This window comes from Labedaea rhizosphaerae (assembly GCF_004362825.1).
Classification (GTDB): domain Bacteria; phylum Actinomycetota; class Actinomycetes; order Mycobacteriales; family Pseudonocardiaceae; genus Labedaea; species Labedaea rhizosphaerae.
In genome coordinates, this window is sequence record NZ_SNXZ01000003.1 from 740,388 (window position 1) to 753,491 (window position 13,104).

Sequence of the window (13,104 nt, forward strand, 5' to 3'; positions counted from 1 at the left end):
CGCCGATCGCCTGCCTAGGGTCGACCCGCGTCCGGCCGCTGCCCGGTGAACGAGCGGACCTTGTGCATGGCGGTGTCGATCTGGCGGCGATAGCGGCCCTTGGTCTGCTTGTCGATGAACGCGCCCGCCTTCGCCGCGGCCTGGTTCACCTTGTCCGGGTGGCGCTTGGCGTAGTTCGTCGCGGCCGCCGCGGCGCCGGCGACGGCGGTGAGCTTCCTGAGCATCGGCATGACTGGTCCTTCCTGTCGGTGCTTCTCTCACCCAACGAACTACCCACCCGCCAAAGTTCCCAACCACGAATCGCCAAATAATGATTGACGGCCATCGGTGAATCGGCCATAGTGAAAACACACACCGACCACGAGGACCCGGGAGAAGCGATGTCGAGCATGCGAGAGCGAGGGTCGCAGCGCCAGCAGTCAGGCGCCGTGGCCGTTGCCGCGCGCCTGCTCGGCCGGCGGCAGTCCCTCGCGTGGTCCAGCGAGATGCTTCTGACCTGGGAAGGCTCTCCTCCGTGACGTAACCAGCGTCACGCACGGGAGCCGCCCATCGCACAAGCGATCCGGGCGGCTTCTTCTATTTCCCATGCAAAAAACAAATCGGTGAGCTTCGGAAGCGGCGTGGTCTCCAAAACCGCGGCGAGAGGGTTCGACACCTTCCACCGGTGCTTTACCGCGCAATTTCGGCGCCTGTTCTTTCACAACTCCACAGCGGAGCAAGACATGCGGTCGTGGTGAACTCGGCGGACACGCCAGGCTTCCACCCTGGAGCAGCGGGTTCGATGCCCGCCGGCCGCTCGGTTGAGCCTGCGGCTCAACGGACCCCCATAGCTCAACGGAGAGAGTGCGGCGCTACGAACGCCGAGGTCGAGGTTCGATTCCTCGTGGGGGTGCGCATGGCGCGTTGGTCCAGCGGTACGGATGCCCGGTTCTCGTCCGGGGGACGCGGGTTCGACTCCCGCACGCGCTGCGCCAGGCGGTTCTAGCCCAACCGGGAGAGGCACTTGGTCGAGGGCCAAGCCAGTCGGGGTTCGACTCCCCGGAACCGCACGCAAGACAAGCCCCTGTATCCCAACTGGCAGAGGACGCACGCTCAGAACGTGTGGGGTCCAGGTTCGAATCCTGGCAGGGGTACCAGTGCCCGTTGGTCCAGATCGGCAAGGATGCCGGACTCTGACTCCGGAGACCGAGGTTCGAACCCTCGACGGGCAGCGCAGGACATCGGCCCCCGTGGCGGAACGGCAGACGCACGCGGCTCAAACCCGCGGGCCCGCACGGGCGTGCAGGTTCGACTCCTGCCGGGGGTACTCAGCCGGTGCGACGGCGGCGACTTCCTCGCCACGGCGGCGACCATAGCCAGGCTGACCAGCGACAACACGGGCACGGCAGGGCGTGGCCGCGGCGGTTCACGCGAAGGAGTGAGCACGAGGGAATGTGGAGCCGCACCCCGTCGTTCCAGCGGTTGGTTGAACAGTCAACCAATTAGGAGGAAGCAGTGGACGGGACCTTGTTCGGTCGCTACCGCTACGCCGGGATGTTGTTCGACGACCGGCAGTACAGCGCGGCCGCGACGGAACTGGCGGAGCTGGTGACGGAAGAGCCGGACAACACCGCGATCCGGCTGCTGCTGGCCCGCGCGTACTACCACTCGGCGCAGCTCACCCGCGCCGAGGCGGAACTGCGCGAGGTGCTCCAGCGCAACCCGGCGGACGCCTACGCCCACCTGATGCTGGGCCGGGTGTTGCAACGCCAGAGCAGGCACGACGAGGCCGCGAGCAGTTTGCGGCTCGCCGCGGCCATGAGCGGTGAGTGAGAACTAGGAGGGCTGGCTGAGTGGCAAGGCACCGGGTTGCTAACCCGAGGTCCGGGTCTCCCCCGGCGCGCGTTCGATCCGCGCGCCCTCCGCGTTCTCGGGAGGATTGGCCGAGCCCGGTAAGGCAGCTGTTTCGAAAACAGTGGTCGGCGTGACGAGCGCCGCGCAGGTTCGAATCCTGCATCCTCCGCTCAGCGAAGTTCCCGCCCCTGTGGTCCAACGGACACGACTCCGCTCTCCGAAGGCGGCAATGCAGGTTCGACTCCTGCTGGGGGCACGGCAAAACCTTGGGGTACGCGCCGGCGCGCAGGTCATCCTTGCAAGATCACCGTGGGGGGTTCGACACCCTCGTACTCCACTTCGCACGCGCGCGTGTGGCTCAGCGGCGAGAGCATCCCGGTCACATCGGGGAGATCCCAGGTTCGAGTCCTGGTACGCGCACGGTCTTGTTCGAACGCGCGGGGCCCAGTGGCCAGCCGGGGCTCATAACCCCGGCCCGCCTGGTGCGACACCAGGACGCGCGACCATGCTCCGCTGTGGACGACCTGTTCGCATTCATACACTACGAATGCAAACAGTACGATTTCGTAGTAAATCCCATCAGGATCTACCGACCTTGGGCTCCCCGAGCGGTCGAGACCGAGCTACTTCGCATCGATACACTACGAATCCAAACACTATGATTTCGTAGTAAATGAGCGGGTTCACTTCGTGTCGAGGCCGTACCGGACCAACGCCGCCGCCAGCACCGCCGCCTGATCCGGCTTCACCCTGGCCGCCAACTTCGCCGGATCCGTCGGCAGACCGGCCTTCTTGGCCGCGTCGAGGGCCTTCTTGTCGAAGCTTGGCCGCAGGAACGGCCACACCGCCTGGGCCTCGCGGCAGAAGATCTCCGCACCCGTCGGCCCGATCTTCGGGAACTCCTCGAGCAGGCCGCGCACCTTCCCCGGGTCCTGGTCGGCCTCGGCGGCGAGCTTGCGCAGGTCGTCCTTGTACCGCTCGTGCAGCAACTCGGCCCCGTCCGCGAGGTACCGCGCCGTGCTCTCGTCATAGCGCTTGTACCCACCGCGCCCGAGCACGTCGACCCGTTGCTGCCAGGTCGAGTCACGCAGTTTCGCCGGCGTCTTCCACCCCGCGTCGAACAGGCAGCGCGCGGTCCGCACGGCGATGTCCGCCTTGATCCGGCCCGACAGCAACGTGGTCAGCACCAGCAGCTGGTAGAGCGGCCCGGGCTTGTCGGTCAGCTTGATGCCGGCCTCCTCCGCGTAGCTCGGGCCGTACCGCGAAAGCAGCTCCTCGACGTCCACAAAGTGCGGTTACCCGGCGGCACCCTTGGCAAACGACGTGCCGATGCTGGCGCGGATCGCGTCGCTCGCGTCCCAGTCGTTGGCGTGCATCGCCGCGACGACCACGCCATCGCGCTGCCAGTACGCCCGGAACGCCCCGGCGAGGTCGCCCTCGATGGTCACCTCGTCGTACCCGGCCGGGCCGACGTGGCCGACGTACTCCATCCCGAGGTCGTACTGGTCGGTGAAGAAGTAGGGCTGCCGCTCGTAGGGTGAGTCGTCGCCCAGCAGGTTGTGCGCGACGGTCTTGCCTTGCTCGATGGCGTTGTCCCAGTGCTCGACCCGCACGCGGTGCCCGAGGACCGGGTGGTCGTGGTTGGCGATGTCCCCGATGGCGAACACGTCCGGCGAGGACGTCCGCAGGGTCGCGTCGACCAGCACGCCGTTGTCCACGGCCAGACCCGCGTCGGCGGCCAGCTCGACCGACGGGACCGCGCCGATCCCGACCACGACCAGGTCCGCGGCGGCGAGGTCCGCGGCCGTCACCGCGGCGCCGAGTCGCAGGTCGACGCCGTGCCCGCGGTGCAGGTCGGCGAACGCCTTGCCGATCTCGGGCCCGAGCACCGCGTGCAACGGCTGCTCGGCCATCTCGAACACGGCGACCGCACAGCCCATCGACCGGGCCGCCGCCGCGACCTCGAGCCCGATCCAGCCGCCACCCACGATCGCGACGGACGGCGAAGAGGACAAGGCTTCCCTCAGCCGGCGGCTGTCCTCGATGGTGCGCAGGTAGACGACCGGCTTGCCGCACTCGTCGGCCAGCCGCATCCGCCGCGGCGACGAACCCGTTGCCAGCACGAGCTTCTCGTACGGCTCCTCGCCGTCGGCCGTGCCCAGCACGTGCCGGGCCGGGTCGATGGCCGTGACGCGCGTGCCCCGGCGCACCACGACGTCGTGTTCCCGATACCAGTCGAGGTCGTGCACGAACACCGAGTCCGGCTCGTCGTTGCCGAGCAGCACACCCTTGGACAGCGGCGGCCGCTCGTAGGGCAGGTGCGGCTCGGCGGCGTAGATGGTCACCGGGCCCTCGTGGCCGCGTTCCCGCAGTTCGGTCGCGACGGTGGCGCCGGCGAGGCCGCCGCCGACGATGGCGATGGTCATGGGTTGGTCCTCGCGTTCTTGGTCAGGGACAGGAATTCCGCGCGCAGGGCCGGGTTCTCCCGCACGTCGCCGTACAGCGCCGAGGTCACGGTGTGGGTGTTGCGTGCCCGCGCGCCGCGCAGGCTCATGCACGCGTGCTCGGCCATGACGACGACGCCGACACCCTTGGGGGCGAGGTTGCGGTTGAGCTCGTCGGCGATCTGCTTGGTCAGCCGCTCCTGGGTCTGCGGGCGGGCGGCGAAGAAAGCGACCAGCCGGGCGAGCTTCGAGAGCCCGAGGATGCGCTCCCCCGGCAGGTACCCGACGTGCGCGACGCCGGTGAACGGCAGCATGTGGTGCTCGCACAGCGACCGGAACTCGATCCCCTCGACGACCACGAGCTCGTCGTAGTCCTGGTCGTTGGGAAACGTGGTCATGTCGAACTCGGGCACCGTGAGCATCTCCGCGAACGCGTGCGCCATCCGGCGCGGCGTGTCCTCGGTCGCCTCGCTCGACACGTCGATGCCCAGCGCGACCAGGAAGTCGGCGGCGGCCCGTTCCGCGGCGGCAAGGTCGACGGGCGCGCCCGCATGGCTCAGGCGCGGGCGGAGCTTGCTGACCGTGGCGCTTCTATCGGAGAGGGAATTCGTCACTAGAAGAACGTAGAGCGCCGAGCCATGTATAGTCAAGCAAGTTCTCTTTTAGAGAGGAAGCCCATGGACGCGGCCGACATCTCGGGCATCGGCGCCCTCGCCGAGCCGGTGCGCCGCGCGCTCTACACCTACGTCGTGTCCCAGCCCGACGCCGTAGGTCGCGAGGAGGCGGCGTCCGGCGTGCACGTCCCGGTGCACACGGCCAAGTTCCACCTGGACCGCCTCGTCGACGACGGCCTGCTCGAGGTCGAGTACCGGCGGCTGAGCGGCAAGACCGGGCCCGGCGCCGGTCGCCCCGCCAAGCTCTATCGGCGCTCGGACCGGCAGTTCACCGTGTCGCTGCCCGAGCGCCGCTACGACCTGGTCGGCGACCTGCTGGCCTCCGCCGTGCAGCGCGCCGCCGAGGGCACGCCGCTGCCCGAGGCCCTGCACGAGACCGCCCACGCCGAAGGCCACAAGCTCGGCCGGACCGCCGAGCCGAGCGAGGCGCCCCCGCTCGACCGGCTCGCCGACACCCTCAAGGACCAGGGCTTCGAGCCGCGCACCGACGGCGACACGCTCGTGCTGGCCAACTGCCCGTTCGACTCTCTGGCCCAGAAGCACACGGAGCTGGTCTGCGGGCTCAACCTTTCCTACGTGCAAGGTGTCGCCGACGGGCTCGGCTGCCCGCGCGTGCGCGCCTTCCTGGAACCAGAGCCCGGCCACTGCTGCGTGAAGGCTATTTCTTGAGCTCGCTATTTCTTGATCTCGTAGCGCAGCAGCACCACGCCGTTGTCCGCCACAACAGCGTCGACCAGCGCCAGGTCCTGGCGATCGGTGAAGATCCGGGTCCCGGTGCCGCGGGTCGCCGGGCAGACCAGCAGCCGGACCTCGTCGACGACGCCGGCCGCCAGCAGCGAGCGCATGAGCGTCAGGCTCCCCCACAGCCAGAGGTCCTTGCCGCGCTGTGCCTTGAGCTCGCGGATGGTGGCGATCGGGTCGCGGGTCACGGTCGCCGCGGGGAAGTCGCCCCACGGGGCCTCGTCGAGCTTCGACGAGGCGACGAACTTGGTCAGGTTGTTGAGCTTGCGGCCCCATTCGCCCTGGTCCTCGGCGTGCGGCCAGTAACCTTTGGACTGGTGGTAGGTGTTCGCGCCGAGGATCATCGTGTCGATCGAGTCGCCGAAGGCCATCATGGCGTTCTGGAAGGGGTTGTCGGTGACCTCGTCGTCGAACGGCTCCCCGGACACGAAGCTCAGGCCGCCATCCTCCTCGGCGGCGATGTTGTCGACGGTGACCCACTGCTGGACGATGAGCTTGCGCATGGCTGTCCTCCCGTTGCTTGCGGCTTCTGCCCCAGGGACGGAACCGCCACGACGGTCTCGACACCTTCGCCTTGGCAACTTCGGCGGTGGTCCACGCGTCCCAAGGGGCATGGGGTGGATCCGGGGGTTGTGGCGGCGCGCGTGGGTGCGGCGCCCGTTGCTCGTGGCCATGGTCGTGGGGCCCGCAGCGGTCGTGGCGATGGTGGCGTCGTGGTTGTCGATCCGGGTCCTGACCGGCGACCGCGTCTATACGGCGGCGACCGTGCCGCCGGCGCCGGTGGGGATCGTGCTCGGCGCCCGCGTGCTGCCCGACGGCACCCCGCAGGCCTACCTCGAGTCACGGCTGCAGGCCGCGAAGACGTTGTACGACACCGGGAAGGTCCGCGTCCTCCTGGTGACCGGGGACAACGGCTCGGTCCAGTACGACGAGGTCACCGCGATGCGGACGTGGCTGACGCAGCACGGCGTGCCCGCGGACAAGGTGGTGGCCGACTACGCGGGGTTCGACACCTACGACTCCTGCACCCGGGCCGCGCGCATCTTCGGGGTGAGCAAGGCGATCGTTGTCACGCAAGACTTCCACGTGCGGCGTGCGATCTTCTTGTGCACCCGGGCGGGGATCGACACGAACGGCGTGGTCTCCCCCGCACCGGACAACGACTTCCGATACCAGGTTCGTGAGGTGGCCGCGTCCCTCAAGGCCGTTGTGGACTACCTCGTCCAGCCCGATCCGAAGTACCTCGGCCGCCAGGAGACCGGCGTGACCACCGCGCTCGCGAGCAAATGACCATCCAGTTTGCTTGACCTTCGAGCCGGGTCGAAGGTTTAGCGTTGGCGCATGCGGATTTCCGAGCTGGCCGAGCGGTCCGGGGTGCCGGCGAGCACCCTGCGGTTCTACGAGGCGCAGGGGCTGCTGCCCGCCGAGCGCACCCCGGCCGGTTACCGGGTCTACGACGAGCGGGACGTCGAGCGGGTGGCGTTCATCGCCGCCGCCAAGCGGCTCGGCCTGTCGTTGGCGCAGGCCGGTGAACTTCTCACGACGTGGGACGACGGCGTGTGCACGCACGTGAAATCGGACCTGCGGCCGCGGCTGGCCGAGCGGCTGGTCGAGGCCGACCGGCACGCGGCCGAGTCGACGGCGTTCGCGGTGTCGTTGCGGGCCGCGTTGGCCCGGCTCGACACGCTGCCCGATCGGGCCGGTCCGTGCACTGAGGACTGCCTTGCCCGCGACGTCCCGGTCGCTTGCTCACTGGGTGAGACCGAACTCGGCGACCGCGTCACCCGGTGGCGGGACCTCGTCGCCGACGCGACGCGCGTCGAGCTGCCCGGCGGCGTGCGGCTGACGGTGCCGGTCGACCGGGCGGCGGCGATCGCGGAACTGGCCGTCCAGGAGCAGCGGTGCTGCCCGTTCTTCGACTTCCGGTTGCACCTGGACGGCGCATCGTTGCACGTAGACGTGCTCGCGCCGGCCGAAGCGGCCGAGTTGGTGACCGATCTCTTCCCACCGTCGCGTTCGGACGGTGAGGTGCCGATTTCCCCTATGCCATAACCTGAATGGCGTGACGGGCAACGACGGTGCCGGAGACGGGCGGGCCACTCGCTGGGCCGGTCAGCGCGCCAAGCGGCGGGCGGAGATCGTCGCCGCCGCGCTCGACGCCATCAAGGCGCACGGGCCCGGCGTGTCCACCGAGCAGATCGCCGCAGGTGCGGGGATCGCGCGCACCCGGCTCTACCGGCACTTCGACGACGCCGACGACCTCTACGACGCGGTCGCCCAGGGCGCCGCGCAGGCCATCATCGAGCGGATGGTGCTGACGTTCGCGAGCCCGCGCGGCAGCGCCCAGGACCTGATCACCAAGTCGGTGCGCACCTACGTGGCGTGGTTGATCGAGAACCACGCGCTCTACCAGTACGTGGTCCTGCGCACCGTCGACGCCGTGTCCGGCCGGGACCCGCTGATCGTCGACGTGCGTGCGGCGATCAGCGCGCCGATGCGCTCGCTGCTCGCCGGCTACCTCGGGGTGTTCGGCCAGGACCCGGCGATCGCCGATCCGATCGCGTTCGGCATCACCGGGCTCGTCGAGTCGGCGACCAACCGGTGGCTGGCGCACCCCGGTCCGCTGGACCTCGACGCGCTCGTGGGAAACCTCTCCGGTTGGGTTTGGGGCGTGCTCGACGCTGCGCTGCGTAACCTCGGCATCCAGATGGACCCCACGGCACCCCTGCCAGAAGTCGCAGGTGAATCACCCGCCTGAGGTATCGAATCCGTCTTTTGCATGCGGTTCACTACCAGGTGTTACTGGTACAGTGGTGTAACTGTTACTCGCGGAAGCACCCGAACGGTGCAACGCAATGGAGGGCGGCTCGGTGCCGAACAAGACAGCGCAGCCCGACTGGCTGGAAACGGCGGCGAAGGAAGCGCGGGAGGTGATCGCGCGCCTGCACGCGGAGGCCAAGGCCGCATTCGATGCGATCGACGCGTCCGCGCCCGTCGCGCCGAAAGCGGAGACCGGGTCGTGAGGCCGGCCGCCGCCACCCGCCCGCACCTCGCGGCCGTCCCGTCCACCGGTCCTTCGGCCGCACCGGACGTGCTGCGCGTCCTGGTGGTCGACGCCCTGCCGCTGGCGGGCTTCGGCCTGCGGGCGTTGGTCGACAGCACGGCGGGCCTGTCGTGGTGCGGCGCGGTCAACAACATCGAGACGGCCCTGTCCGTGGCGGCCCGCCTGCGCCCGCACGTGGTGCTGATCGACAGTTGCCTGGACCCGGGGGCCTCCGGTGCCCGGTCGTTGCTCGCCACGGAACGGGTGGGCACGGTGATCGGCTTGGTGCACAACGACAATCCCCAGGCGGCGCAGTACGTGCGGGCGGCCCGCGCTTCGGGCGTCTCCGGTCTGGTGGCGCGTTCGTCGGCCCCGGGCGTGATCGTCGCGGCCGTGCGCGCGGCGCACAGCGGCCGCCCGTTCCTCGACCCCGAACTGGCCGGCCTGCAGAGCGCGCTGGCCGTGGAGACCGAACACCGGATGCCGTTGTCCGAACGGCAGCGCCAGATCCTGCACCTGATCGCGCAGGGCCGGCGCAACGGGGACATCGCGGAGTCGCTGTTCGTGTCGGTGGAGACGGTGCGCACGCACGTGAAGGAGATCCTGCGCCGGCTCGGTGCCCACGACCGGGCGCACGCGGTGGCGCGGGGTTACGAGGCGGGCCTGCTCGGCAAACGCTGAGCGCTGACATACCGTTGTCGGCATGGGTGCCGGACGGTCGTCGCTGGGGCGGGTGCAGCCGTACCTCGGCCGTTGCAGCCTGGCCGACGCCATCACCAACCGCGAACGGTTCGGTGGGGTCACCCTGCAAGGCGTCTCCGGGCTCACGGTCGCCCGCAAACTGGCCGCCGCCAATGCGCTGTCCGGCGTCGACCTCGACCCGGCCGCCTACTTGGCTCGTGGCACCGCCCGCAAGCCACCGGTCGTCGAAGGCCAGCTGGGTCTGGACCTCGACCTGCCCGAGTTCGACTGGGTCCAGGCCCAGGCCGAGCTGGGGCTCAGCGTGGTCCGCACCCCTGGCACCCGGTTGCGGGCGGGCGACCTCGACGCCCTGAAGGCCGAGCTCGACCGCGACCACCGCACCCCGGTCTCCGTCTCGCTGGTGCTGGACGGCGGCTGGCTCGGGTCCAAGCACAGCGGCGCCCTGGCCGAGGCGGTCCGGGCCGCGGACCGGGACATCTCGCTGGTCCTGAGCGCCCCGATCGACCCGGTGAACTCCTCCTACAAGGTCTTCGCCCTGCAACGACTGCTGCGCTGGAGCACCCGAACCGGCCGGAAGCTGGAACTGCTGCGCACCGGACCGGTCGGCATCCCGGCGATCGCCGCGGGCGCGTCCCTGGCCGCCATCGGCCTGTCGTCGTCGACCCGGCACCTGGGCGGCCCGATCGCGCGCCGGGCCGACGGTGTCCGCCCCAAACGCAGCCCCCAGGTGTTCGTGCCGCGGCTGCTGAGCTGGCTGCGCGGCATCGACGTGGCCCGCGGCGAGCTCCGCTCGTGCGAATGCGACGCGTGCACGAGCGCGGGCAGCGGCCTGGAACGCTTCGACGTCGCCTTCGACTCCACCGTGCCGACCGCGATCCGCGCCGCCGCCCGCGACCACGACTCGCACGCCTTGGCCCAGGTCGTCACGTCGGTGCGCACGGCGTCCGATCCCAAGGGCGAGCTGGCGCGGCTGCGCAAGGAGGCGCACGAACTGGCCGCTGACCTGGGCCTGGCCGTCCCGAAGTGGCTCGGGAACTGGGACTGACCGGTTTCTGTCGGTGGGTGCCGCTAACGTGCGCCGCGTGACGATGGATGTGGAGAAGGCCAAGGCGTTCCGCGCCTTGCACGAGGACTCGCTGCTGGTGCTGCCGAACGCGTGGGACGCGGGCAGTGCGGCGGTGATCGTGAATGCCGGAGCGAAGGCCGTGGCGACCACCAGCGGCGGCGTCGCCTGGTCCCTGGGGAAGGCGGACGGTCAGCAGCTGGGCCGCGCGGAGATGGTCGAGGTGGTCCGCCGCGTGGTGGCCGCGGTGGACGTGCCGGTGACGGCGGACATCGAAGGCGGCTACGGCCCCGCGCCGGACGACGTGGGCGCGACGATCGCCGCCGTGGTGGCGGCGGGTGCGGTGGGCGCGAACCTGGAGGACTCCAAACCGGACGGCACCCTGTTCGCCATCGCGGAGCAGGCCGAGCGCCTGAAGGCGGCCCGGGCGTCGGCGCCGGCGGAGTTCGTGCTCAACGCCCGGACCGATGTGTTCTTGCTGGGCGACAAGGACTTCGACGACCTGCTGGCCCGGGCCCGGGCCTACGCGGAGGCGGGCGCGGACTGCTTGTTCGTGCCGGGCTTGATCGACCTCGACGCGCTGCGCTCGCTGGTGGACCAGTCGCCCTTGCCGATCAACGTGATGGGCTTCCCCGGGGTGGCCTCGCCCAAGGAGCTGGCGGCGATCGGGGTGCGGCGGCTGAGCGTGGGGACCGCGGTGGCCCAGGCCGCCTACGGCACGGCCGCGCGTGCGGCCAAGGCGTTGCTCGAGGAGGGCAGCTACGACGCGCTCGCCGACGGTCCCGACTACGGCACCATGAACTCCCTGTTCACCTGAGCCGTCCCAGACCTGCCTCCTGGGCCAGGATCGCCGCCTGGACCCGGGAGCGCAGGTCCAATTTGGACAACACCCTGGACACGTGGGTCTTGACCGTGGTCTCGCCGATGAACAGGCGCGCCGCGATCTCGGCATTGGACAACCCTTCGCCGAGGCACGCCAGCACGTCCCGTTCACGCGCCGTCAACACGTCCAGCGACGGCACCGACGACACAGACGGCACCGACGCCGCTGGTCCCCCGGCGGCGAAAGCCGAGATCAGCCGGCGCGTCACCTGGGGCGCCAGCACCCCCTCCCCGGCCGCCACCAACCGGACCGCCTCGACCAGCCGAGCCGCCTCCACCGACTTCAGCAAGAACCCGGCGGCCCCGGCCCGCAACGCCGCATACACGTACTCGTCCAGGTCGAAGGTGGTGAGCACCAGCACCTCGCACACCCCCGCACCGACGATGGCCCGGGTGGCGGCAATCCCGTCCATGCCGGGCATCCGCACGTCCATCAGCACGACGTCCGGACGCAGCGCGCGGGCCTTGGCCACCGCGTCGGCGCCGTCGACCGCCTCACCGACGACCGAGATCCCCTCGGCGTTGGCCAGGATGAGCACGAGCCCGGCCCGCACCGCGCCGTGGTCGTCGGCGACCAGAACCCGGACCATCACGCCTCCACCGGCAGTTCGGCCTGCACCCGCCACCGGGCACCGTCGCGCCCGGCGGTCAACGACCCACCGACCACCTCCGCACGCTCCTTCATGGTCAGCAACCCGATTCCTGGTTCCTCGACCGCGGCACCGGTGAGGTCGTTCGCCACGAAGACCACCACCGAGCCGCCCGAGCACCGCACCTCGACCCGCACCGCGGCCCCGGGTGCGTGCTTCATCGCATTGGTCAACGCCTCCTGAACGATGCGATAGGCGGCCAGGTCCACGGCCGCGGGCAAACGACCCTCACCCAGGTCCACCGAGGCGGACAGCGACATTCCGCCGGCCCGGGCCGAGGAGAACAAGGCTGACAACTCGGCGAGCCGAGCCGGCGCGGCAACCGCGTCCTCGCCGCCGGACGACCGCAGCAACTGGATCATCGCCCGCATCTCGTCCAACGCGCTCAGGCTGTTCTCGCGCACGGCACGCAGGACGTCGAGGGACAGGTCCGAACGCAGGGACAACGCCGCCTCCGACTGCAGCGCGATGGCCGACAGGTGCCCGGCGATCACGTCGTGCAGGTCGCGGGCCATCTGCGCGCGGGTGGCGGCCACGGCCGCGACCCGGTCCAGCTCGGCGATCCTGGCCAGCTGCGCCACGCTCTCGTGGTGCTGGCGGACATTGGCCGCCCACCACACCGGCACCACGACGATCGGCAACGCGGCCAGGCACGACACCAGCGTCGTCCGCCAGTCCGGGGCGACCAGCAACGCGAGTCCCACCGCGACGACGGTGCCCAGCGCGGCCAACGGTTCCCAGCTCACCCGCCGTGGCCCGTACAGGGTGGCCGCGTACAAGAGGTCGGCGAACACGATCAGCACCGGCATCGTCAGGCCGAACACGCCGTCGAGCGCGAGCAGCGCGCCACCGACGGCCAGCACGGCCAACGGCGCCCGGCGGCGGAAAAGCTCCACGACGCACAAGCACCCGAACACGACCGGGTGCAGCCACCCGGCGTGGGGGCCGGTCGTGTACAGCGGGTTCAGTCCGATCAGGTACAGCAGCACACCGATCGCGACCGAGCCGGCCACGATCACCGCATCCTGTTGCCATTCCGGCAAGTCGCGCAGCCGCACCACGCCACCCATCC

General features: G+C 70.2%; 16 protein-coding genes and 11 tRNA genes. 20 read left to right on the top strand and 7 right to left on the bottom strand.

Going from position 1 to position 13,104, the window contains the following annotated elements:
• Positions 1–14: 14 nt before the first annotated feature.
• On the bottom strand, positions 15–230 hold the full coding sequence (locus tag EV186_RS20615) for an antitoxin (protein WP_133850944.1): 216 nt from the start codon (positions 228–230) through the stop codon (positions 15–17).
• A gap of 494 nt (positions 231–724) precedes the next feature.
• Between EV186_RS20615 and EV186_RS20620 the strand changes: the two genes are divergently transcribed.
• From EV186_RS20620 to EV186_RS20670, 12 genes are all read left to right on the top strand, one after another.
• A tRNA-Gly gene (locus EV186_RS20620) sits at positions 725–797 on the top strand.
• Positions 798–820: 23 nt separating this feature from the next.
• A tRNA-Arg gene (locus EV186_RS20625) sits at positions 821–892 on the top strand.
• A 5-nt stretch (positions 893–897) separates the two neighbouring features.
• Positions 898–969, top strand: a tRNA-Glu gene (locus EV186_RS20630).
• A gap of 6 nt (positions 970–975) precedes the next feature.
• Positions 976–1,049: transfer RNA gene (locus tag EV186_RS39005), tRNA-Leu, on the top strand.
• A 10-nt stretch (positions 1,050–1,059) separates the two neighbouring features.
• Positions 1,060–1,136: transfer RNA gene (locus EV186_RS20635), tRNA-Leu, on the top strand.
• A gap of 1 nt (position 1,137) precedes the next feature.
• Positions 1,138–1,211: transfer RNA gene (locus tag EV186_RS20640), tRNA-Gln, on the top strand.
• Positions 1,212–1,223: 12 nt separating this feature from the next.
• A tRNA-Leu gene (locus tag EV186_RS20645) sits at positions 1,224–1,306 on the top strand.
• Between the two features lie 188 nt (positions 1,307–1,494).
• Positions 1,495–1,812, top strand: a complete 318-nt coding sequence (locus tag EV186_RS20650; RefSeq protein ID WP_243754165.1) for a tetratricopeptide repeat protein — start codon at positions 1,495–1,497, stop codon at positions 1,810–1,812.
• Between the two features lie 6 nt (positions 1,813–1,818).
• Positions 1,819–1,904, top strand: a tRNA-Ser gene (locus EV186_RS20655).
• An 8-nt stretch (positions 1,905–1,912) separates the two neighbouring features.
• Positions 1,913–2,002 (top strand) — tRNA-Ser (locus tag EV186_RS20660).
• Between the two features lie 15 nt (positions 2,003–2,017).
• A tRNA-Arg gene (locus EV186_RS20665) sits at positions 2,018–2,089 on the top strand.
• 91 nt (positions 2,090–2,180) lie between these two features.
• Positions 2,181–2,253, top strand: a tRNA-Val gene (locus EV186_RS20670).
• 263 nt (positions 2,254–2,516) lie between these two features.
• Here EV186_RS20670 and EV186_RS20675 read toward each other — a convergent pair.
• Genes EV186_RS20675 through folE form a run of 3 tightly spaced genes read right to left on the bottom strand, consistent with a single transcriptional unit; the run spans position 2,517 to position 4,891 of the window.
• Complete coding sequence (locus EV186_RS20675) at positions 2,517–3,119, bottom strand: endonuclease (protein ID WP_133850945.1); 603 nt, start codon at positions 3,117–3,119, stop codon at positions 2,517–2,519.
• 9 nt (positions 3,120–3,128) lie between these two features.
• On the bottom strand, positions 3,129–4,259 hold the full coding sequence (locus tag EV186_RS20680; RefSeq protein WP_133850946.1) for an NAD(P)/FAD-dependent oxidoreductase: 1,131 nt from the start codon (positions 4,257–4,259) through the stop codon (positions 3,129–3,131).
• The gene (gene folE, locus EV186_RS20685) at positions 4,256–4,891 is read right to left on the bottom strand and encodes a GTP cyclohydrolase I (RefSeq protein ID WP_424983040.1); all 636 of its coding nucleotides are present in this window, start codon (positions 4,889–4,891) and stop codon (positions 4,256–4,258) included. Before folE ends, EV186_RS20680 begins: the two co-directional genes overlap by 4 nt.
• Before the next feature lie 63 nt (positions 4,892–4,954).
• On the opposite strand from folE, the gene EV186_RS20690 reads away from it, so the two are divergent.
• A complete protein-coding gene (locus EV186_RS20690; RefSeq protein ID WP_133850947.1) occupies positions 4,955–5,620 on the top strand; it encodes a helix-turn-helix transcriptional regulator in 666 nt (221 codons plus the stop codon).
• A 5-nt stretch (positions 5,621–5,625) separates the two neighbouring features.
• On the opposite strand, the gene EV186_RS20695 is transcribed toward EV186_RS20690, so the two are convergent.
• Positions 5,626–6,195, bottom strand: a complete 570-nt coding sequence (locus EV186_RS20695; protein ID WP_133850948.1) for a dihydrofolate reductase family protein — start codon at positions 6,193–6,195, stop codon at positions 5,626–5,628.
• 109 nt (positions 6,196–6,304) lie between these two features.
• On the opposite strand from EV186_RS20695, the gene EV186_RS20700 reads away from it, so the two are divergent.
• From EV186_RS20700 to EV186_RS20725, 7 genes are all read left to right on the top strand, one after another.
• The gene (locus tag EV186_RS20700) at positions 6,305–6,982 is read left to right on the top strand and encodes a SanA/YdcF family protein (RefSeq protein ID WP_243754166.1); all 678 of its coding nucleotides are present in this window, start codon (positions 6,305–6,307) and stop codon (positions 6,980–6,982) included.
• Positions 6,983–7,033: 51 nt separating this feature from the next.
• Complete coding sequence (locus tag EV186_RS20705; RefSeq protein ID WP_133850949.1) at positions 7,034–7,744, top strand: MerR family transcriptional regulator; 711 nt, start codon at positions 7,034–7,036, stop codon at positions 7,742–7,744.
• Between the two features lie 10 nt (positions 7,745–7,754).
• The gene (locus EV186_RS20710) at positions 7,755–8,450 is read left to right on the top strand and encodes a TetR/AcrR family transcriptional regulator (RefSeq protein ID WP_133850950.1); all 696 of its coding nucleotides are present in this window, start codon (positions 7,755–7,757) and stop codon (positions 8,448–8,450) included.
• Between the two features lie 97 nt (positions 8,451–8,547).
• Positions 8,548–8,715: a hypothetical protein gene (locus tag EV186_RS39010; protein WP_166659248.1), complete on the top strand. Its 168-nt coding sequence runs from the start codon at positions 8,548–8,550 to the stop codon at positions 8,713–8,715.
• Complete coding sequence (locus tag EV186_RS20715; protein WP_166659249.1) at positions 8,712–9,416, top strand: response regulator transcription factor; 705 nt, start codon at positions 8,712–8,714, stop codon at positions 9,414–9,416. Before EV186_RS39010 ends, EV186_RS20715 begins: the two co-directional genes overlap by 4 nt.
• A gap of 22 nt (positions 9,417–9,438) precedes the next feature.
• Positions 9,439–10,482, top strand: a complete 1,044-nt coding sequence (locus tag EV186_RS20720; protein WP_133850952.1) for a hypothetical protein — start codon at positions 9,439–9,441, stop codon at positions 10,480–10,482.
• A 43-nt stretch (positions 10,483–10,525) separates the two neighbouring features.
• Positions 10,526–11,317 carry an isocitrate lyase/PEP mutase family protein gene (locus EV186_RS20725; protein ID WP_208115748.1) on the top strand — a complete coding sequence of 264 codons (792 nt, stop codon included), beginning with the start codon at positions 10,526–10,528 and terminating at the stop codon, positions 11,315–11,317.
• On the opposite strand, the gene EV186_RS20730 is transcribed toward EV186_RS20725, so the two are convergent.
• Both EV186_RS20730 and EV186_RS20735 read right to left on the bottom strand, forming a co-directional pair.
• Positions 11,310–11,972 carry a response regulator gene (locus tag EV186_RS20730; RefSeq protein ID WP_208115700.1) on the bottom strand — a complete coding sequence of 221 codons (663 nt, stop codon included), beginning with the start codon at positions 11,970–11,972 and terminating at the stop codon, positions 11,310–11,312. The genes EV186_RS20725 and EV186_RS20730 overlap by 8 nt on opposite strands.
• Positions 11,972–13,102, bottom strand: coding sequence for a sensor histidine kinase (locus EV186_RS20735; RefSeq protein WP_133850955.1), 1,131 nt, complete (start codon positions 13,100–13,102; stop codon positions 11,972–11,974). The genes EV186_RS20730 and EV186_RS20735 overlap by 1 nt, the downstream gene beginning before the upstream one ends.
• Positions 13,103–13,104: the final 2 nt, after the last annotated feature.

Bases quoted from the DNA above. Each gene is read 5' to 3' on its own strand.
- EV186_RS20725 (WP_208115748.1), top strand. From the start codon at position 10,526: ATGGATGTGGAGAAGGCCAAGGCGTTCCGCGCCTTGCACGAGGACTCG.
- EV186_RS20680 (WP_133850946.1), bottom strand. From the start codon at position 4,259: ATGACCATCGCCATCGTCGGCGGCGGCCTCGCCGGCGCCACCGTCGCG.
- EV186_RS20720 (WP_133850952.1), top strand. From the start codon at position 9,439: ATGGGTGCCGGACGGTCGTCGCTGGGGCGGGTGCAGCCGTACCTCGGC.
- EV186_RS39010 (WP_166659248.1), top strand. From the start codon at position 8,548: ATGGAGGGCGGCTCGGTGCCGAACAAGACAGCGCAGCCCGACTGGCTG.
- EV186_RS20730 (WP_208115700.1), bottom strand. From the start codon at position 11,972: ATGGTCCGGGTTCTGGTCGCCGACGACCACGGCGCGGTGCGGGCCGGG.
- EV186_RS20695 (WP_133850948.1), bottom strand. From the start codon at position 6,195: ATGCGCAAGCTCATCGTCCAGCAGTGGGTCACCGTCGACAACATCGCC.
- EV186_RS20700 (WP_243754166.1), top strand. From the start codon at position 6,305: ATGGGGTGGATCCGGGGGTTGTGGCGGCGCGCGTGGGTGCGGCGCCCG.
- EV186_RS20735 (WP_133850955.1), bottom strand. From the start codon at position 13,102: ATGGGTGGCGTGGTGCGGCTGCGCGACTTGCCGGAATGGCAACAGGAT.
- EV186_RS20690 (WP_133850947.1), top strand. From the start codon at position 4,955: ATGGACGCGGCCGACATCTCGGGCATCGGCGCCCTCGCCGAGCCGGTG.
- EV186_RS20615 (WP_133850944.1), bottom strand. From the start codon at position 230: ATGCCGATGCTCAGGAAGCTCACCGCCGTCGCCGGCGCCGCGGCGGCC.
- EV186_RS20705 (WP_133850949.1), top strand. From the start codon at position 7,034: ATGCGGATTTCCGAGCTGGCCGAGCGGTCCGGGGTGCCGGCGAGCACC.